Annotated in this window: 15 protein-coding genes and 1 tRNA gene; 4 read left to right on the top strand and 12 right to left on the bottom strand. The window is 36.8% G+C overall.

Translation table 11 applies throughout. The annotated features are described in order from the left end of the window. Positions 1 to 17 precede the first annotated feature (17 nt). The gene (locus MTQ00_RS12270; protein WP_172280380.1) at positions 18 to 569 is read right to left on the bottom strand and encodes a YMGG-like glycine zipper-containing protein; all 552 of its coding nucleotides are present in this window, start codon (positions 567 to 569) and stop codon (positions 18 to 20) included. Positions 570 to 1,596: 1,027 nt separating this feature from the next. On the opposite strand from MTQ00_RS12270, the gene MTQ00_RS12265 reads away from it, so the two are divergent. Beyond that, complete coding sequence (locus MTQ00_RS12265) at positions 1,597 to 5,364, top strand: fibronectin type III domain-containing protein (RefSeq protein ID WP_273649352.1); 3,768 nt, start codon at positions 1,597 to 1,599, stop codon at positions 5,362 to 5,364. A 1,217-nt stretch (positions 5,365 to 6,581) separates the two neighbouring features. Here MTQ00_RS12265 and MTQ00_RS12260 read toward each other — a convergent pair. From MTQ00_RS12260 to thrA, 7 genes are all read right to left on the bottom strand, one after another. After that, positions 6,582 to 6,652, bottom strand: a tRNA-Cys gene (locus tag MTQ00_RS12260). 50 nt (positions 6,653 to 6,702) lie between these two features. Then, entirely contained in the window at positions 6,703 to 7,218 is a 516-nt protein-coding gene (locus MTQ00_RS12255) for an RDD family protein (RefSeq protein ID WP_273649350.1), read from the bottom strand. Between the two features lie 34 nt (positions 7,219 to 7,252). Next, positions 7,253 to 8,617 carry a DUF4403 family protein gene (locus MTQ00_RS12250; protein WP_273649348.1) on the bottom strand — a complete coding sequence of 455 codons (1,365 nt, stop codon included), beginning with the start codon at positions 8,615 to 8,617 and terminating at the stop codon, positions 7,253 to 7,255. Between the two features lie 33 nt (positions 8,618 to 8,650). Next, positions 8,651 to 9,019 carry a dihydroneopterin aldolase gene (gene folB, locus MTQ00_RS12245; RefSeq protein WP_172280361.1) on the bottom strand — a complete coding sequence of 123 codons (369 nt, stop codon included), beginning with the start codon at positions 9,017 to 9,019 and terminating at the stop codon, positions 8,651 to 8,653. Between the two features lie 5 nt (positions 9,020 to 9,024). Further along, entirely contained in the window at positions 9,025 to 10,329 is a 1,305-nt protein-coding gene (gene thrC / locus MTQ00_RS12240) for a threonine synthase (RefSeq protein ID WP_172280360.1), read from the bottom strand. 11 nt (positions 10,330 to 10,340) lie between these two features. Continuing rightward, complete coding sequence (locus tag MTQ00_RS12235) at positions 10,341 to 11,270, bottom strand: homoserine kinase (protein ID WP_172280358.1); 930 nt, start codon at positions 11,268 to 11,270, stop codon at positions 10,341 to 10,343. Positions 11,271 to 11,280: 10 nt separating this feature from the next. Beyond that, a complete protein-coding gene (thrA, locus tag MTQ00_RS12230) occupies positions 11,281 to 13,725 on the bottom strand; it encodes a bifunctional aspartate kinase/homoserine dehydrogenase I (protein WP_273649344.1) in 2,445 nt (814 codons plus the stop codon). 526 nt (positions 13,726 to 14,251) lie between these two features. Between thrA and MTQ00_RS12225 the strand changes: the two genes are divergently transcribed. Together MTQ00_RS12225 and MTQ00_RS12220 are read left to right on the top strand one after the other, a co-directional pair. Further along, on the top strand, positions 14,252 to 14,419 hold the full coding sequence (locus MTQ00_RS12225) for a bacteriocin-like protein (protein WP_172280353.1): 168 nt from the start codon (positions 14,252 to 14,254) through the stop codon (positions 14,417 to 14,419). Positions 14,420 to 14,460: 41 nt separating this feature from the next. Then, on the top strand, positions 14,461 to 14,655 hold the full coding sequence (locus MTQ00_RS12220; protein ID WP_273649341.1) for a hypothetical protein: 195 nt from the start codon (positions 14,461 to 14,463) through the stop codon (positions 14,653 to 14,655). A 230-nt stretch (positions 14,656 to 14,885) separates the two neighbouring features. Here the strand turns inward: MTQ00_RS12220 and nadA are convergent, their stop codons facing one another. The 3 genes from nadA to MTQ00_RS12205 form a co-directional block, all read right to left on the bottom strand. Then, positions 14,886 to 15,905 (bottom strand): quinolinate synthase NadA, encoded by a 1,020-nt coding sequence (nadA, locus tag MTQ00_RS12215; RefSeq protein WP_172280344.1) that lies wholly within the window; start codon positions 15,903 to 15,905, stop codon positions 14,886 to 14,888. Positions 15,906 to 16,004: 99 nt separating this feature from the next. Beyond that, complete coding sequence (gene gmk, locus MTQ00_RS12210) at positions 16,005 to 16,568, bottom strand: guanylate kinase (RefSeq protein ID WP_273649339.1); 564 nt, start codon at positions 16,566 to 16,568, stop codon at positions 16,005 to 16,007. Positions 16,569 to 16,637: 69 nt separating this feature from the next. Continuing rightward, positions 16,638 to 17,495, bottom strand: coding sequence for a YicC family protein (locus tag MTQ00_RS12205; RefSeq protein WP_172280340.1), 858 nt, complete (start codon positions 17,493 to 17,495; stop codon positions 16,638 to 16,640). 92 nt (positions 17,496 to 17,587) lie between these two features. Between MTQ00_RS12205 and miaA the strand changes: the two genes are divergently transcribed. After that, entirely contained in the window at positions 17,588 to 18,502 is a 915-nt protein-coding gene (gene miaA / locus MTQ00_RS12200) for a tRNA (adenosine(37)-N6)-dimethylallyltransferase MiaA (protein ID WP_273649336.1), read from the top strand. A 186-nt stretch (positions 18,503 to 18,688) separates the two neighbouring features. Here miaA and MTQ00_RS12195 read toward each other — a convergent pair whose 3' ends face one another. Continuing rightward, the gene (locus tag MTQ00_RS12195; RefSeq protein WP_273649334.1) at positions 18,689 to 20,101 is read right to left on the bottom strand and encodes an efflux transporter outer membrane subunit; all 1,413 of its coding nucleotides are present in this window, start codon (positions 20,099 to 20,101) and stop codon (positions 18,689 to 18,691) included. Positions 20,102 to 20,121 lie beyond the last annotated feature (20 nt).

The following is a 20,121-nucleotide window of genomic DNA, read 5'->3' as shown; positions in this document are numbered from 1 at the left end:
TCTTTTATGTATAATTATTAATTACGAGGTTGTACTCTTCCGTCCTTTCTGTCTCCGGATCTACCAATCGCATATCCCGTTGCACCACCTACAACACCACCAATTACAGCTCCTAAACCTCTGTTGTTTTTACTGATAATAGCCCCAGCAGCAGCTCCACCTACGGTACCGATAATGGTTCCCTTAGCAGCCTTACTCATTCCTCTTTTCTGAGTTGTTCCCTGAGAAGCATTGCTTCCGTTGTTTGCGTAGTTTCCATTATTACTATTGCTTGAACCTGATTCTCTGTCTCTATATATAGTTCGGGTTTTTGTGATAACTCTTGGTTCAGAATTTCTTGCAGCTACAGCTTTTGCTTTATTGGATTCCACAATACTGTCTGCTTTTTTCTGAGATTCATAGGCCATTTTCTCTTTTTCAATCGCCAACTTTTGTTTTTCTATTTCAAGTTGTTTGGCCTGGAATTCAATTTTCTGTTGTTCCAGTGACTTTTCCGCCACCTGATCATCCTTTTTACAAGCTGTCAGTAAAAATACTGACAATAAACCTGTTATTACTATATTCTTCATAATTCAAATTTTTTAGTCTAAGGTTGCCTCATCAAAAAGATGATAGCTTTCTAGGTATTTTCAATTATGAAGCCAAATTTTAGTTAACAAAAGTTAAAAAATCAGAAAAGAATCAGAAAAAGTAAAAATATATTTTAAAAATTTCAGAAAATAAAAAGTTTTTATTTGTAAGTGCTTTATTGTCATTTAGTTATGGGTTGGTTGTTTATAATAAAATCATAAGAAAGTTAATTTATTGTGAAGGTTGTTAATTTTTTATGTGTAGGCATGAAAATTGCCGCATAATCCAAAGCTTTTAATCATTAAAAAGTTTTAATCTTCTAAAATATTATTCATCAAGATCCCTCGGATATACCAGGAATCTTTTATAATGTACATTTCATTTAATTATGGGTTTTGATTAAATTCATATTAAATAAGTACTTTTGAGGATAAGTATATTTTTGAAATATTGTTGATGAAATTAAGTACGGCAAAGTATTGTGATCATTTCCTAAAATGGGATTTAACAGTATTTTATTAATGGATTTTAGAAATAAATAGTATTTTTGGTTTTTTAAAAATTATATTTATACAAATTTTGATCGTACATTGTAGTTTAAATTCAATAATTACAAGTTTAATAAGCTTAATGAGTACATGATACAGCATTAATTGAGCGGATCAAAAGCAATAGAAAGCTAAATTTTATATTTAAGATATTCTATTTCGACTCTAGAAATAGATTTTTTTCATCATTTGTGTTTTTTGCGGCCTCTCAGGAGGCCGTTTGTTTTTTAATTTTAGTAAAAATAATTTCCAACAGTGAATTTTACAATTCATTTTTTTAGTAAAAAAGTAGAGTTAAATGGGAACTCCCGTTTTTTTTGTTGGTTGTCATTTCTGTAAAGAGTGATTAATCCGTACTTTTTTCCGCTATCTCAATATTTGTTATTTATAACATTCATATAAAAAATATTAATTTATATACTAAATGTTATAAAAAAACGATTTAGATTTGTAGGATTAATATTAATAATGATAACTTATGAAGAGATTTTCTATTTTTTTAATACTTCTTCTTTGTTTGATCAACGTGAACTTGCTTGCGCAAGCCCCCGCCACGCTGCCGTATATTCAGGATTTTTCGACGGCAAATGATCTGACATTGGTTAATGGAAGTCAAACAAATAAATGGGAATATGGTTCCGCAACAGGAAATGCCGCCAATTCCATTTATATTTCAAATAACGGAGGAACGGCGAATGCTTATGATACTGGAAGTTCCAGCGTTGTACAAGCTTATAGAGATATCACAATTCCTGCAGGATCTACAATTGCAACTTTAGCATTTGATTGGAAAGCAGATGGGGAAAGTACATATGATTATTTAAGAGTTTGGTTGGTTCCGGCTACATTAACTCCAACTGCCGGTGCACAGATTGGCACTGGTGGGGGAAATATTCAGCTGGGACAGTTTAATCAGCAGTCAACCTGGCAAACGTATTTAAATACAAGTTTGAACATCAGCAGCTTCGCAGGAAGTACTATGCGTTTAGTGTTTGAATGGAGAAATGATGGAAGTGTAGGAACCCAGCCACCTGTTGCAATCGATAATATTAATCTGTCGATTCCAACATGTTTACTTCCAACAGTATCGCCGGTTTCAGCCATTACAGCCAATTCTGCAACGATATCGTGGACAGCACCTACGCCTGCACCTGCGAACGGATATGCTTATTACCTTACGACTACAAATACTCCGCCTGTTGCAGGAACAACCCCTACAGGAACTACTACTGCAACTTCTGTGAACTTAACAACTTTAACTCCTAATACTACTTATTATTGGTGGGTAAAAGCAATATGTAGCCCTACAGACAGCAGTATTTGGGCGAATGGAGATAATTTTACCACGACTCAAATACCGGCAACTATTCCATACAGTCAAAACTTCTCGACTGGGAATGATCTGGGATTCACGAATGGAACCCAGGTTAATAAATGGGTATATGGTTCTGCAACAGGAAATCCTGCGAATTCCATCTATATATCAAATAACGGAACCGATAATACTTATTCTACAGGAACAACCAGTATTGTTCAGGCTTACAGAGATATAATTATCCCGGCAGGAACTACTGCAACGACTTTGTCTTTCGACTGGAAAGCAGATGGGGAAAGTTCTTATGACTATTTAAGAGTCTGGCTGGTTCCGGCATCTTTTATGCCTGTAGCAGGAACTCAGATTACTGCCGGAGGAGGAAGAATCCAGGTTGGAGGTAATTATAATCAACAAACGACCTGGCAGACTTATTTTAATACCAACTTAGACCTGAGCAGTTTTGCCGGAACTACAATGCGTTTGGTATTCGAATGGAGAAATGATAGCAGTGGTGGTACTCAGCCTCCTGTAGCTTTAGATAATATCAATTTAGCAATTCCTACTTGTGTGGTACCTTCAGCTTTGGCTGTAAATGGGGTAACTGCAACAGGTGCTGTACTGAGCTGGACAGGTCCGACGCCGGCACCTGCCAATGGATATGCTTATTATCTTACAACAACGAATACTCCGCCTGTTGCAGGTACTGCTCCAACAGGAACAAGTGCTACGACTTCTGTAAACTTAACGACATTAACGCCAAATACCACTTATTACTGGTGGGTGAAGTCTGTATGTAGCCCTACGGACAGCAGTTTCTGGATTGGGGGTCCAAGTTTCAGTACTACGCAGATTCCGGCAACGATCCCATATAATCAAAACTTTACAGGAGCGAATGATTTTGGATTCATCAACGGAACTCAAACCAATAAATGGGCTTATGGTTCAGCAACCGGAAACCCTGCTAATTCCATTTATATATCCAATACAAACGGAACTACGAATGAATATTCTACAAGTTCTACGAGTGTAGTACAGGCTTACCGTGATATTCTTGTACCGGCCGGAGCTTCGATTGCCACATTATCTTTTGACTGGAAAGCAGATGGAGAAAGTTCTTATGATTACCTAAGAGTTTGGTTAGTTCCATCATCTTTTATGCCTGTTGCGGGAGCTCAGATTACTGCAGGTGCGGGAAGAATTCAGTTAGGAAATAACTATAACCAGCAAACCACATGGCAGTCATATCTTAACAGTACATTAAACATCAGCAGCTTTGCAGGAACAACAATGCGTCTGGTATTTGAATGGAGAAACGACAGCAGTGGTGGTAATCAGCCTCCTGTAGCTGTAGATAATATTAAATTACTAATCTGTAGCACAGCAACACCAACTGTAGCTGTAAGTGCTATTACACATAATACAGCAATATTAACATGGCCACAAGATAGCGGTGGAGCTTCATACATTGTGAGATACAGACCGGTAGGTTCTAGTAGTGCATGGACTCAGGTAAGTGTGGCAGCGGCAGCGGCTCCTGCAACTACTAATACATATAACCTGGCAGGTTTATTACCGGCTACACTATATGAAGTAGAAGTAGCGGCAGTTTGTAACAGTATTCCTGGAACATATTCTCATAATGAATTTTTAACGAAATGTGACCCGACACCTCCGAATGTTACAGCAAGTAACATTACGACAACATCTGCATTGATCACATGGTCGCCACTTGCGGTAAGTTCATCTTATAAAATGAGATATAGAATTGTAGGAAGTGGTAATGCAGGATGGAGCGCTGATATTATTTTACCATTAGCGCCGACAAATACGTACTTATTAAGCGGGTTGAATGTCTATACAACTTACGAGGTTCAGATTGCCAATAAGTGTGATAATGAAACAACTTATAACGGATGGTCTTCTCCTGCTGTATTCACAACTGAAAGAACATGTGATTTACCTCCTCCAGGATTAACAATTACTAATCTTACAACTACTACCGCTACTGTAGTTTGGGATTCTTTCCCTGGTGCAACTTATATCTTAAGATATAGAAAAGTGGGTATACCAAGCTGGACAACAGTTGCAGTAACGAACAATAATTATGTGATCACAGGATTATTGGAGTTAACAAAATATGAAATGGAAGTAGCCAATGTTTGTAGTGGTACACCGGGAACTTATACACTTCCTTACTACTTCACAACACCTACAGTAATCTATTGCCCGATGAAATCCGGAAGCTCAGCATCTGAATATATTTCAAAAGTTACGGTAAAACCAAGCGGTAAACCGACTATGGAGAGCAGTACAGATGCCACTACGTATTCAGACTTTACAGCTGATACATCCAAATTTATTCAGCTGATTCAGGGATCTACAGGTAATGAGATTTCCATTGAAAAGTCTTGGACAGGAAATACATATAATGAAGGTATTGCTGTATGGATTGATTTTGACAGGAACGGAAGCTTTGATATCAATGAGAGAATTCTTGTGTCTTCACCTAATACGACAACACCTATTACAGGAACGTTCAGTGTGCCTTCTGATGCGTTTATAAGTACGACAGATTATAAGTATGTTGTAATGAGAGTTGCCATGCAGAGAGATGGTATCCCTGTAAATTGTACAGGATTTGCCAACGGGGAAGTTGAGGATTATACAGTAAGAATCTCTAAAAATCCGGTACCTAATGCAACCAACCAAACGGAAATATTGATTTATCCTAACCCGGTACATACAATATTGAATGTGAAAAATATTAGCAAAAGAGCTAATTATAAGATATACAATGCGGCGGGTCAGCTTGTGACAAGCGGGATCATCTTAAATAACAAAATAGATGTAAGCAGCCTGATCCACGGAGTATATGTTATCGATATTGATGATACTCAGGGTACAGCCCAAAAGAAATTTATCAAGGAATAATACATTAAATAATTAGTAAAAAATAAGCTCCCAAATATGGGAGCTTATTTTTTTTCTCAAGTCACTGTCACAAAGCAAAGAAAAATATTTCAATAAATGTTGAAATATTTAAAAATAAAATCTTACCTTTAATGGTGTGGTATTCAGTTGTTTATTTCTTATTAAATGAGTTTTTGATTTTTCTGAGCGTTAGTTTTCAATTTTGTTAGATAAGCATTTAGCCAAGATGAGACAAACTTAAACAAAAAGTCAAACGATCTTATTAAGAATTGGATGATTGTATACACAGGTAATATGATGATATGATATAAAAGTTTTTATTGTTTTTGAGACCTCTTGTATTAATGACGGGAGGTCTTGTTTTATGATACTGTACCATCATATAACTCCAAGCTTACAAATATATTTAAAGGTAAATTCTCCATTAAAATTAAAACCTCCTGGCAAAAGAGGAATACTATAGCGGAATGTATTGAAACTAAGTAATATTAGTAATTATGATTCTGATCATAATGTGTATTTTCCGGTTCAGGTATCTTTACTGTTCCATATATGTTGTAACCTTGAACAAAGGTAAAAGTTTGCCCCCTCAATTTGAGGGGTCTTTTAATGTTAAGAAATAATATTTATTTAATGCGAAATCTTAAAATTAAGTTAAAATAAAATAAATGAAATTCTTGGCACGATATTTCAATGTAAAATGTAACTCATGTTTAAATTGAGTTTTCATGGTTATTAGTTTTTATCCTCAACTTCGGTTGGGGATTTTTTATTCAAAGATGTCTTTTAATTTTAAAAGACGTTTAGGACGTAAAAATAAATATACGTATTTGTTTAAAATAGGGCTGCGAGATCGTGATGAACTCTAATCAAATATATTCTGAACCTTCAAGCTTATTTATGACTTAAATCATAAATGTTCATTATTAGTTTTCTACAAAAAAAGGAGCCTTCCAAAAATTGGAAGACTCCAGGGGCTGTAATATTATAAGATCTAAAAAAGTGTTTCACATAAAAACTTCCCCATAAAGAGGAAGTAATAATTATCCATTTTAGTTAAAGACACTAAGTGATGATTATTAAAGGATTGTACAACAAACTTACTAGTAGTTTTTGATTTTTTTTATGACTGAGATCATAAGAAGGTGAATTATATTTGAAATTTAATATCATAGATATATAAAAAAAGCTTTCCAATAAAATAAAGGAAAGCTTTGAGGTACCTAGCGGATTCGAACCGCTGTAGATGGTGTTGCAGACCACTGCCTAGCCGCTCGGCCAAAGTACCATTTTTGAGGTGTGCAAATATAAAAATTTTTCTGACTTAATCAAAGTTTTTTAGATATTTTCTTTAGTTCCCAACGTGTTTATATCGCTTTTTAACTGTAACTCAGCTTCATAATTTTTCTTTACAACAACGCAGGTTTCACTCCATTTATCATGGAATCCACTTTTATCTGCTAAAAAAGATAACTGATCTACGAAAGGGATTCCTCGGATGATATTTCTAAGGAGATAATTACCTGCACCGGGAGAGGTTCCGTCTATCATGACCACCTTTGTTCCGGTGATCAGTTTCCCTAAGCTTCTTCCCTGGGTGATCAGCTCTGTGAAGAACATCATCAGAAGGTAAGCGGATAAGGTGATCAGCCGGTCCAGTAAAGGATTCATATTTTCCATTCTATAACCTATTTCTTCTACGGTATTTCCTGTAATAAATGCATAGGCAATTCCCAATACACCTAATAATATAAGGATCAGAATATAACTGAAAATAAGGTCAATAATATAATTCGCAAGTCTGAGGCCTTGCGACGCTCTGTGTCTGTCAACAATCTGTAAGTATTTTCTCATGGTAATAGTTTAGTTTTTGGTGTTGTTTTTTTATTTAAATGCCATTGATAATTAGTTTTAAAGAAGCGTTAGTATCAATGACTGCAGTAATTCCTGATGTACCGAGAAGGATCTGGCCTGGCTTCAGATTAAAAACCCTTCCATTCATCTTTAGCCCTTTATAATATTCTTTATTAAAAGCTTCTTCAATACTTTTCTTTGAAGTATCCACCAGTTCCTGTGTTGGGATACCATATTCTTCTTCTATCATTCTTACGATTTTTCCCTGAAATAGAAGGCTTGCTGTTTTTTGGAGGATATTCATTGTCTTCAGCTTAAACTTAGTATCGGACAGTACAATTTTTTTCCTGGCATCATCATAAACAGGAATGCCCGAAATAAATGCAGTTCCTTTTATATACCCTTCGGTCTGAGCTTCGATCATAATTCTGTTCTCAATGCCGTATACCCTGATATCGGTAATTTTTACTTTAGAATCGCGAACATCATATTCTTTTCCTAGGAACATTTTTCTGGCAATATTAGACGCTTCGGTAAAAGGAACATTGGCTGTTGTCTGAAGCGAAAACTGGTCTCCAAGTACAGGGGTGAAATTGAAGTTAGCTGCCGTTTTAATAGGAGCTGAAGATGCCGGTTTACTTCCGGTAAAGGTTTCGGAGTAAATGTCAATTCCGATATTGGCATCAATCTGATTTCCATAGAATTTCAATGGAGTAATATTTACATTTACAGGGGTTACTTTCAGCCATGTGTTGTATTCCTCCGAAATGTTAAAAGGCTGCGCGAAAACATTCCAGGCCATCACTGCATATTGCTGGAAATTAAGCTGGGTACCCATTTGCTGATCTATTGTTTTGCAAAATTTCAGTTGTTGCTCTTTCAGGCTTTTTTCAACAAGTGCGGTAATCGGGATCTGTACTTTTCCATAATTAAGAACCGGTTTGGTAACCCATTTGAATCCCATAGGCTGCGTATTGGTAACAATAGTCCAGTTATTTTTGAAATTAAGGGAGGTGTTGAAATACATTACCGTTTCAAATGTAGTATTCTGGTAAGTATAAAGTCCCAGGGTACCAATCCCTTTCTCTGCCCATATTTTCAGAGGAACTTCAATTAAAAGGTTTTGATTCGTTCCCCCTACAAGTCGTATAGGCCGGGTTTTCCATACTTTTACCTTAAACTGGTCATTGTTGTTATCCGTGTAGGAATCATCCTGATAAATCAATTCTTTTACTGAAGAATTGATGATATTACCAATTTCAGCAAGCGGAATGGTAACCGGCATGGTAATGCTGGATTTTATCTTTGGAAAATTATAATCAGCCAGTTGGTTGTCAACTTTAGCCTGGCCAAAAATATTGATACAAAGCAGTAATAATATAATTTTAATGGATTTCAATTCTTTAAATTTTAGAGAGTGAAATTAATGATTTTAATTATTTGGATTAAAACTTTTTTCCAGTTCAATACTTGCACCTTTCATTTCTCCCTGCATAGGAGGAGCTGTTTTGGTGATTTTAAGCTTGATATAAGAAACCTCAGGAAAGTTTTGATTAATTTTTGAAATAATTCTTCCGGCCACATGTTCCAGAAGTTTTGATTTAACTTTCATTTCCTCAAGGATAATATCATTGATATCCGCATAGCTGATGGTATCATTCAGATCATCTGATTCTGCAGCTTTCCAGAGATCGGTATGGATCTCTAGATTTAAAATGTAGTACGTACCGATGATGTTTTCTTCAGGTAAAACACCATGGTACGCATATATTTTCACATCTTCCAAAAAGATCTTGCTCATAAAATTCAGTTTTTGTTCAGCAAAAATCGTTTTAATTCTTGAAAATCTGAATTAATTTCAACGGTTTTTTTATCCTTTTTCATTAAGTCCGCCAATGATTCCGGAATATCAATTTTTTGTGCAATGGCTTTTTCCACAGCATCGGGGAATTTTACAGGGTGAGCTGTCTCCAGGATAAAACCTTTCTTTTCAGGATTTTGCTTCAGATAGTTTTCTAAAGAAGTATAGGCAACTGCTCCATGGGGCTCGAGAAGATATGCATGATGTTTCCAGACTTCCCTGATGGTTGCTAAAGTTTCTTCGTCATTTACGGAATATCCGGAAATAACATGATTGAGATCTTCAAATTGGTGCTGGAACATTTCAAGAATACGGATGAAATTACTGGGATTTCCGACATCCATTGCATTGGAAAGGGTTGCTACTGTTTCTTTAGGTTCAAAGATTTGTGTTTTTAAATAATGGGGCACTACATCATTGGCGTTACATGCAGCGATAAAATGGTCTGCAGGAAGTCCTCTCATGTAAGTCATCAATCCGGCGCAGATGTTTCCGAAATTTCCGCTAGGAACACAAATGACAGGATTTTCTCTTTCAGTTTTTTGCCACTGTTTTAAAGCCAGCAGATAATAGATCTGTTGAGGTAACCATCTAGCAATATTAATGGAATTGGCTGAAGTAAGGAATAATTTATTATTGATTTCCGGATCTGAAAATGCCTGTTTTACAAGGCTCTGGCAGTCATCGAAATTTCCATTTACTTCTAAAGCAGTAATGTTTCCTCCTAAGGCTGTCAATTGTTTTTCCTGAACAGGACTTACTCTTTCTTTCGGATACAAAATAACCACATCGATTCCATCCACATTATAAAAACCATGGGCAACAGCCCCTCCGGTATCCCCGGATGTAGCAACCAGGACTGTTACTTTTTTCTGTCCTCCTTTTAAGAAGTAAGATAAGCAGCGGCTCATAAACCTTGCTCCTACATCTTTGAAGGCGAGGGTAGGACCGTGGAATAATTCGAGTACGGATATGCTATCCGTAATTTTTTTTAAAGGAATGTCAAAAGAAATTGTTTCCGAAATAATTTGTCGCAATTCATTTTCCGGAATTTCCTCATCTACAAAGTCTTTCATGCATTGAAAAGCAATCTCTTCATCTGAAAACCGGTTCAGATTCTGAATAAAATAGGTATCGAACAACGGAATGTTTTCCGGAAAAAACAGCCCTTTTTCTTTTCCCTGCCCTTTAATTGAAGCGGTTTTAAAACTTACCTTTTCCTTTTTATCTTTTAAATTGTAATAGTTCATCTTTCTGTTTTTTAGTTATTCTGTTCTTCTATGATGATCCCGGTAGAATTAATATCCGATACATACACCATGCTATTGATGTTGATGTGATCATAAACCGATTTCATCATCATGGCAATATCCCCGGCCGTTTTTTTCTTTTTCGTTAACATGAAAACAGAAGGCCCTGATCCTGAAATTCCTCCCCCCAGTGCCCCCATTTCCAGGCTTTTTCTTTTAATGGTATCAAATTCCGGAATCAAAATGCTTCGAACCGGTTCTACAATAACATCATTCAGGCTTCTCCCAATCAGGGACAGGTCATTTTTCTCAATACCGGCAATGAGTCCGGCAATATTTCCCCATTGCGTTATGGCATCTTTCAGCTGAATATTTTTTTTAAGGATCTGTCTTGCGTCAGATGTTTTTACTTCAACCTGCGGATGCACAGCGGCAATGAACAAACCAGGAGTATTCAGGGAAATAATATCAATAGGATCTGAGGATTTCACAAGGGTGATCCCTCCATAAATACACGGAGCAATATTGTCCGCATGCCGTACTCCGGAAGCGAGCTCTTCTCCAAACATCGCAAAATGAATTGTTTCTTCCCTGGACAAAATATTTCCTATCAGGATATTTGCCGCAAAAGCGGCACCTGCAGCACTGGCAGCACTGGAACCGAGGCCGCTGCCGGGCTTGATGTGTTTATGAATAATGACTTCAAATCCGTTCTTCAGGTGAAGATGTTCCTGCATTTTCATAAGGACAACTCCTGCTACATTTTTTGAAGCTTCTTCCGGAAGATTGAAGCCATCGGTATGGCGGACAATAATATCTGGTGTTTCCAATAGTCTTACTTCCATTTCATCATATGGCTCATTGATTGCCATGCCCAGAATATCAAAACCACAAACGAGATTAGCGACGGTTGCCGGGACTTTAATTTTTATACTTTTCATAGATTTTTTTTTAAACGGAACGTACAATATCTGCAAAAACACCACTTGCTGTAACTTCAGCACCGGCGCCGGCGCCTTTTACAACCAGGGGTTGCTCGGAATATCTTAAAGTTTTGAAAATAACAATGTTGTCTTTTCCATACAGATGAAACAAATCACTGTCGGGCGCTATATGCTGTAATCCAACTTTTGCTTTCCCATTGTCAAACTCTGCGACATATTTTAAAATTTTTCCGTCCTTTTTAGCCTGGTCAAATAGATTTTTAAAATGATCCTCATATTTTACAAGCACGGTATAAAAACTTTCTACATCACCCTGCATGCATTCTTCCGGTAAAAAACTAATGTTCTCAATTTCATTAAACTGCAGAGGAAAACCGGCTTCGCGTGCAAGTATTAAAATTTTTCTTGCCACATCAGTTCCGGCAAGGTCCAGTCTCGGGTCGGGTTCAGTAAATCCTTCTTTCTGGGCACGGGCAACAACTTCTGAAAATGATTGGGTTCCATCGTACTCATTAAAGACAAAATTCAAAGTACCGCTTAACACGGCCTTAATGGAAGTGATAGCGTCGCCGCTTCTCACCAGATCATTTATAGTTCCGATAATAGGAAGTCCTGCCCCTACATTGGTTTCAAAGAAAAATCTACAATTGTGGTTTTTAGCTAGGCTTTTCAGCTTTTTATAATTTTCAAAATCTGATGCGGCTGCTATTTTATTACAGGCTACAATGTTGACACTCTTTTTTAACAGGTTCTCATAAATTTCCGGGATCTCAGCATTGGCTGTAAGGTCTACAAAGACCGAGTTTCTAAGATTCCTCGTTACGATCTCCCTGCTAAATTGATGAGCAGAAGCTTTTTCTCCGTTTTCAAGCAGGTTGACATAATCATTTTCCGGAATTCCTTCATTCAAAAATACCATTTTCCGACTGTTGGAAAGACCGGCGATTCTCAGGTTAAGGGATAGATGATCTCTAAGGTATTTATTCTGGGCATACACCTGCTGTATAAGCTTAGTGCCTACATTTCCTGTTCCGCAGATGTAAAGATGTACCTGTTTGATTTCCGACTCAAAAAACTCTTCATGCAGAATGTTTACTGCTTTTTTTGTGTCATTTTCAGCAATTACGATGCTGATATTTTTTTCCGAAGAACCCTGTGCAATAGCCCTGATGTTTATCCCGTTATTTCCAAGACAGCTGAACATCTTGGCGCTTACACCGCTTCTGCTTTTCATATTTTCTCCTACAACCGCCACAATGGAAAGCCTGTTTTCAATTTTTACAGGTTCAATTCTCTGAAGTTTCAAATCATCTTCAAATGCAAGATTGATTGCGCTTTCCGCGTGAAAAAGCTCTTTTTCATCAATTGCAAGGGTGATTGAATGCTCAGAAGAACTTTGGGTGATTAGAATAACGTTTATTTTTTCGTGGCTTAAACACTGGAAAAGCTTGGCAGAGATTCCGGGAATTCCAACCATTCCGCTTCCTTCAAGAGTTAGAAGAGCAATATTATTCATATTGGAAATACCGACAGCTATTTGTTCCGGATCAGTATTCTGCAGATCATGAGAAATTAAAGTTCCGGAAGCATCCGCATTAAAAGTATTTTTGATACGAAGATCTATATTCTTTATCATGACCGGCTGAATGGTTGGCGGATAAAGTACTTTTGCTCCGAAATGGGATAATTCCATTGCTTCCTGATAAGTTATTTCAGGAATAACTTTTGCCTGGGATACAAGCCTGGGATCGGCTGTCATCATTCCGCTGACATCGGTCCATATCTGAAGCTCCTCAGCGTTAATGGCTGAAGCAATAATTGCAGCGGAGTAGTCTGAACCTCCTCTTCCCAGAGTTGTTCTGTTGCCATGTTCATCACTTGCTATAAAGCCTGGTGCTACGTAAATCTGCCTTGGATTGGTTTCGAAATAATGTCTGAGATTATTATTACTCACATTAAAATCAACTTTTGCCCGGGTATAATGGGTATTTGTTCTGATATAATCAGCTGAATTCATCCATACGGCGTCCAGCCCGGCAGATTCAAACCTAGCCGTAATGATATTTGAAGAGAGGAACTCGCCATAAGAAGCGATCTTATCTTTAATTCTGGGGGTAAATTCTCCCAAGGTGAATATCCCGTTACAAATATCTTCAATATCATTAAAGTGCTTTTTTACAAAACTTAGCCATGCACTTTGTGCTGAAATGGGAAGAAGGTCTTTTACAAGGTTTAGATGTTTTTCTTCAAGGATTTTAAGATGATGAGGGTAACTTTCATTAGCCTCGGAAGCTTGCTCTGCTGCCCTGATCAATAAATCTGTTACTCCATGTAATGCTGAAACTACAACGACAATTTGCTTAGCGGAAGATTCTTTTTTTATAATTTTTTCGACTTGCAGAACTGCCTGTGCATGGGCAACAGAAGTTCCGCCGAATTTTAAGACTTTCATTGTATATTTTTAAGGTTGGGAAAAATTGAAAATGTTACTCTTTAAAAAAAGAGTACGAGGTACCTGAAATAATATGTGAAAATCTACCCCGTTATGGGGTTGTAGTTGTAGTAGAAATAATAATGGATGATGCAACCGAAGTAGAGAACTCCGGATAAATAGTTACAGATATGTTTTGTACTGATTGCATCTTTGAAGTAACAAATGTAGAAGTTATTTTGGAGAATAAAAATTTTTAATCCAATTTAATGTAATTTTTTTTGACTCAAATTTTAGCAGATGTATTGTAATCCTTTGATAGACATAGCTAAATACGATTTTGCATTTCTTTTTTATGACCACCTTTAGACTGTTAGAATGATTGCTTTTATATGTACGGTCATTGGGAAATCACGAAAACAATAAAAATCTCTACACTTACTTATTGATCCTGTACAGATATTAAATACTGCTTTGTTTTGGATTTTATGATTCTCACTTTTATATCAAAAATTTAATCCGAATACAAATAACAAAACTTGAGTGTATGGAAAAGTTAAAGAAGCTCTCCAGAGAAGAGCAAAAAAAAGTGAATGGTGGATTTACCCAATTTCAGATTGATACTTGTGGCGGAGCAGCATATGTGTGTTTCAGACAAGGAGGCTGGGGTTGCTGGCGCACCCCTGGAGGAACCTGTTACCCACCCATGGTGTGATGATCTGACTTTTAGAATTTAAATTGATTAAAATATTCATTATGAAAAAATTATCACGAGTAAAATTAAAAATGATTAACGGAGGATCTTGCCCTGGTGGCTGTCCGGCGGGAAATACTTACGGTCCACCGGGGTCAGGAGTTGCCCATTCCTGTGCTGCCTATCAATTGTTATCACAGTGTTGTAAGAATGAGGCGTTTCTGAGTCCTGCATGCGCCGGACCAATTACAATGTAGCGTAAGAAAAGGTTATTCTAAATGAGTAACCTTTTTATTTTGTTTGCTTTTTGATTGAATAGAGAGGTCCGTTTGGTCCGGATCCGGAATCATGTGCTGTATTCAATGCAATGCCGGAATGCTGTAAAGCGAGATTAATAGAACTTCCCCAATGTTAATCCAGAGGTAAACACTTATTGTTTCGAATAAAAATAAATCAAAAAAAGCACTGTGATAACAGTGCTTTTTATTTATTTGATGCTTTTTGAAAGATCAAGCATGGCTTCAATTGGCTTTAAGGCCTTCAAACGAAGTTCTTCGTCGATAAGAATTTCCGGAAGTTCATATTTCATACACAAATAGAGCTTTTCCATAGTGTTTCGTTTCATATAGAAACATTCTGAACAGTTGCAGCTTTCATCGAAAACCAATGCCGGAATCAGTTCCTTATGAGGAGCACGTTTTTTCATTTCGTGCAGAATACCTTCTTCTGTAGCGATAATGAATTTCTGGCAGTCGTCTTTTTCTACATAGTTTAATAACGCAGAAGTAGAACCTATAAAGTGGGCTAATTTTAAAACAGCTTCTTCACTTTCAGGATGTGCAATTAGTTTTGCATCCGGATTATCGGCCAATTGCTGAGCAATTCTTTCCATTGAAAAGGCTTCGTGAACTATACAACTTCCATCCCAAAGGATCATATCGCGGCCTGTTTTTTTAGAAAGATATCTTCCAAGATTTTTATCTGGTGCAAAAATGATAGGTCGGTCTTTAGGTAAGGCCTCGATCACCGTTTCCGCATTGGAGCTGGTTACAATAATATCACTTTCTGCTTTCGTTTCTGCATTACAGTTGATATAAGTTGCGATCAAAGCATTTGGATGCTGTTCGCGCATTTTTCTCAATCCTTCACCACTACACCCGTCAGCCAATGAACATCCGGCCATTGTATCAGGAAGAACAACTTTTTTTGTAGGGTTAAGGATCTTAGCTGCCTCTGCCATAAAATGGACACCGCAGAATACAATCATATCTGCATTGGTTTCTTTAGCCTGTCTTGCCAGCTGCAAAGAGTCTCCCAGGAAATCTGCGATATCCTGAATTTCTCCCGGTTGGTAATAATGCGCTAAGATAACCGCATTTTTCTCTTCTTTAAGCTTAAGAATAGCTTTCACGAGCTCTTCTCCCTGAGGAATCGCTATATCTTTAATATCTAAAAAACCCCTTACAGGAATTGCAGATTTAGCTTTTTCTAATGTTTCGGTACTCATATCAACCTCAATTTTTTTAATTACCAGAAGCTAGAGGTTAGAAATCAGAAGTGTGATTTTGGGCATTAGTGCTCATTTCTTACTTTGATCTTCCAGCGATTAGTTGCTGATAAAACTTTTTATTAAACTTTCTATTTCTTTTTTTGCTTGATCCAGATCCGTATTGACGACAATTTTATCAAATTCTCCGGCGTAGGTCATTTCCTCTTCTGCCTTTTCTACACGGGTTTTAATGGTTTCTGCATCATCTGTATCTCTCGAGATCAATCTTCGTTCCAATTCTTCAATGGAAGGAGGTTCAATAAATATAGATAATGCTTTTTCTCCAAAATATTTTTTTAGGGAAATCCCTCCTTTAACATCGACATCAAAAATAACTACTTTACCTTGCTTCCAGATGTTTTCTACTTCAGATTTTAAAGTACCATAATATTTGTCTGTATATACTTCTTCATATTCTACAAAAGCTTCTTCACTGATTTTCTGTCTGAATTCATCAGGTGTCAGAAAATGATAATCTACAGCATGTACTTCACCTCCTCTCGGCTGTCTTGTTGTACAGGAGATGGAGAATTTAAGCTCCGGAAATACGGATAATGAATGTTTTACCAATGTTGTTTTCCCGCTCCCGGAAGGTGCTGAAAATATGATCACTTTTTCCATATAGTTGTCAGTTGCTGGTTGATAGTTAATAGGTTACTTTCAACTGTTAACTATCAATTGTCAACTATTTTATAATACATTTAACGTTTGTTCTTTAATCTTCTCCAGATCATCCTTCATCATCACAACCAGCTTCTGAATTTCAGCATGGTTGGCTTTTGAACCTAATGTATTGATTTCCCTTCCGATCTCCTGAGAAATGAAACCTAATTTCTTCCCATTGAAATCTTCATTATCCATTACCTCTTTGTAATATTTTAAATGTTGGGAAAGTCTCACCTTTTCCTCAGAAATATCAAGTTTTTCCGTGAAATATGCCATTTCCTGATAGAAACGTGTTTCATCTACATTTTCAAACTCTTTCAGGGACTTTTGATAACGCTCCTTTACACTGTTGATTCTTACTTCTTCGTAAGGAACAACTTCAGATAAATATTTGTCGATATTCTGAATATTCTTTTCAAGTTCAAGGTGTAAGGTTTTTCCTTCTGCTTTTCTGAATTCTTCAAATCTGTCAATTGAACTGTTGACAATAGCAGCTAAATTTTCCCATTCACCTTCTGTTAGTTCGTCGGGTCTGGAAGTGATGGCATCAGGAAGTCTTACTGCCATTTTAAGATATTCGAAATCCGGCCCGTCTGAGGCGATAGCACGAAGTTCATTGATGTAAGAGTCAATAAGATTTTTATTAATCTTTACATCGTTGGTTTCTTCAAGATTTTCCACAGAGATGTAGCAATCTACTTTTCCACGGATAATTCTGTCGTTAAGGATTTTTCTGATTTCGAATTCTTTTTCTTTATAGCGCAACGGTATTTTGATATTTAAATCAAAGCTCTTGCTGTTCAGTGATTTAATATCTACGCATATTTTTTTTCCTTCAAAAACATCTTCGGCTCTACCGAAGCCAGTCATTGATAAAATCATAGTTTTTTATTGTCGTACAAAGATAAACATTTAAATTAGCACTGTGAAATCTATAAAGATTCCATCTGACGATAAAAAATGAAAGTGAACTGATGAAAAATTTGATTTCAGTAGTGGGACCCACCGGAATTGGAAAAACAAGACTGGCAATTGATCTGGCTAAGCATTTCAATACGGAAATCATTTCCTGTGACTCACGCCAGTTTTTTGCGGAAATGAAAATAGGTACCGCCTCTCCATCAGCAGAGGAACTTGCCGAAGCTCCTCATCATTTTATTGGAAATCTTTCGGTCAAAGAATATTACTCTATCGGGCAATATGAAGAAGACGCCTTACAAAAACTAAACGAACTTTTTAAGAAATACAATACCGTGATCCTTGTCGGAGGAAGCATGATGTATGAAAAAGCGGTCATCGAAGGACTGAACGACCTTCCTGAGGCCAATCCAGAAAATCAACAAAAATTACAGGATATTTTTGAGACTGAGGGCATTGAAAAACTACAGGAAATTTTAAAAGAACTTGATCCGGAATACTATTCAGTTGTTGATATTCATAATCATAGAAGACTCTTAAGAGCCATTGATATCATCTGGCAAACTGGCAGAAAGTATTCGGAACTGATATCTGTTTCTCAGGATTCCCGTGATTTTAATGTAATCAGGGTGGGAATTGAAGCTCCCAGGGAAGAATTATATCAAAGAATCAACAGGAGAGTGGATATCATGATGGAGAAAGGTTTGCTGGATGAAGCTAAAGGGCTTGAAGAATTTAAACATCTTACTGCTTTGAATACTGTTGGTTATGCAGAATTATTTACATATTTTGAAGGAACCTGGAGTCTTGATTTTGCTGTTGAAGAAATTAAGAAAAATAGCCGGAGATATGCGAAACGCCAATTGACCTGGTATCGGAAAGCGGATGATATTCATTATTTGCAGGTAGGGTATTCACAAAATGATTTCAATAACCTGATTGAATATATTAATCGGAAAGCTTTACAATAATTCTTTTTAGTCTTTAGTACTTGTTAAACTTAAAAAGTAAATTTAGTTTAACTATGTTTTAAGATTAAGAAACGTCTCTTTGATTTTGTTTAGAAAACCATACCTACAGAATTTTTTTTCGCCTAAAGATTAAAAAAAAGTGCGATCCCTAAAGACCGCACTATCAACAATATTAAATTTAATTGACTACTTCCATCCTCCACCTAAGGCTCTGTACAGATCAACAATACTGCTTAATCTTTGTCTTTTTACAGATGCCAGGTTTAATTCTGCCTGAAGAGAGTTGGCTTGCGCCGTAATCACTTCAAGATAATTAGCTAAACCTCCTTTATAAAGCATTTGAGCACTTTTAATACCATCTTTTAATGTAGTTACCTGCTCAGTTGCTTTTTGTTCCTGAACTTTTAAATTTTCATTGGAAACCAACGCATCGGAAACTTCTCCCATTGCATTTAAAACAGACTGACGGAATGCCAGTACATTTTTCTCCCTCTGAATTTTTGCAACCGCAAGATCGGTTTTCAACTGTCTTTTTTGAAAGATCGGCTGTGTAATTCCTCCCAAAACGGATCCGAATAATGAAGCCGGAATCTGGAACCAATTGTCAAATTTAAAAGAATTGATTCCGCCGTTTGCTGTAATCTTTAATGAAGGATACATGTTAGCTTGTGCAATTCCTACCATGGCGTTGGACTCCAGTAATACCAATTCCTGCTGGCGTACATCAGGGCGACGGCTTACCATTTTTGCCGGAAGTCCTGTGGAAAGATCCTGAGACAAAGATGTATCAGACATTTCGATCCCTCTGTTGACTTTATTGGGAGCTTCACCGACCAATATGCTCAATGCATTTTCCTGGATTGCAATATTTTGCTGCAATTGAGAAATTAAAAGCTCTGTAGACTGCTTCTGAGCGGTAGCCTGCTGAACTCCAAGAGATGTAGTGTCTCCACTTTCCCACATTTTTTCAGTGATTGATAATGTATTGGTGCTTAGTTCCAGGTTAGATTGTGCAATAGTCAGCTGCTTATCCAGCATAAGCAGGTTATAATACCCCTGAGCAATAGCTGCAACAACCTGGGTCTGGATTGCTTTGGTCGCTTCATAAGTTTGCAGATACTGCATTCTTGAAACTTCCTGCTGATTTTTTATTTTACCCCAGATATCTGCTTCCCATGAAAGGTTGAATGCTGCGTTATAATCCTCTACATGATTTTTTCCTATAAAAAGATTAAGACTTTGCCCGTTCATGCTGTTTTTTGATGGCCTTGAAATCTGTCCTGAGACAGCAAAACCTATATCCGGATATTGAAGGTATTTAGCCTGTAATAATTTTTCCTGTGATGATGCAACTTGTTTTAAAGCAATTTGCAGATCAAGGTTATTTGCAATTCCTTTTTCTATTAATCCCTGTAAAATAGGATCTTTAAAAAAATCTTTCCATTGTAAATTCGCTACACTGGCTGTATCAGCCGTTGCCGTAAAGCGAAAGTCTTCCGGAAGCTGTAAGTCCGGTTCCGTGTAAGCGACCTTAGTCACACACGAAACCGCTATTACAGCCAATATAAAAGTTAGAAAAATATTCTTTATTAATTTCATTGTTTTTCTTTTAAGTGGAC

Source organism: Chryseobacterium sp. B21-037 (genome assembly GCF_028570785.1).
Classification (GTDB): Bacteria; Bacteroidota; Bacteroidia; order Flavobacteriales; family Weeksellaceae; genus Chryseobacterium; species Chryseobacterium proteolyticum.
Note: the sequence above shows the minus strand (reverse complement) of the source record. Positions and strands in the feature narration are given on the sequence as shown.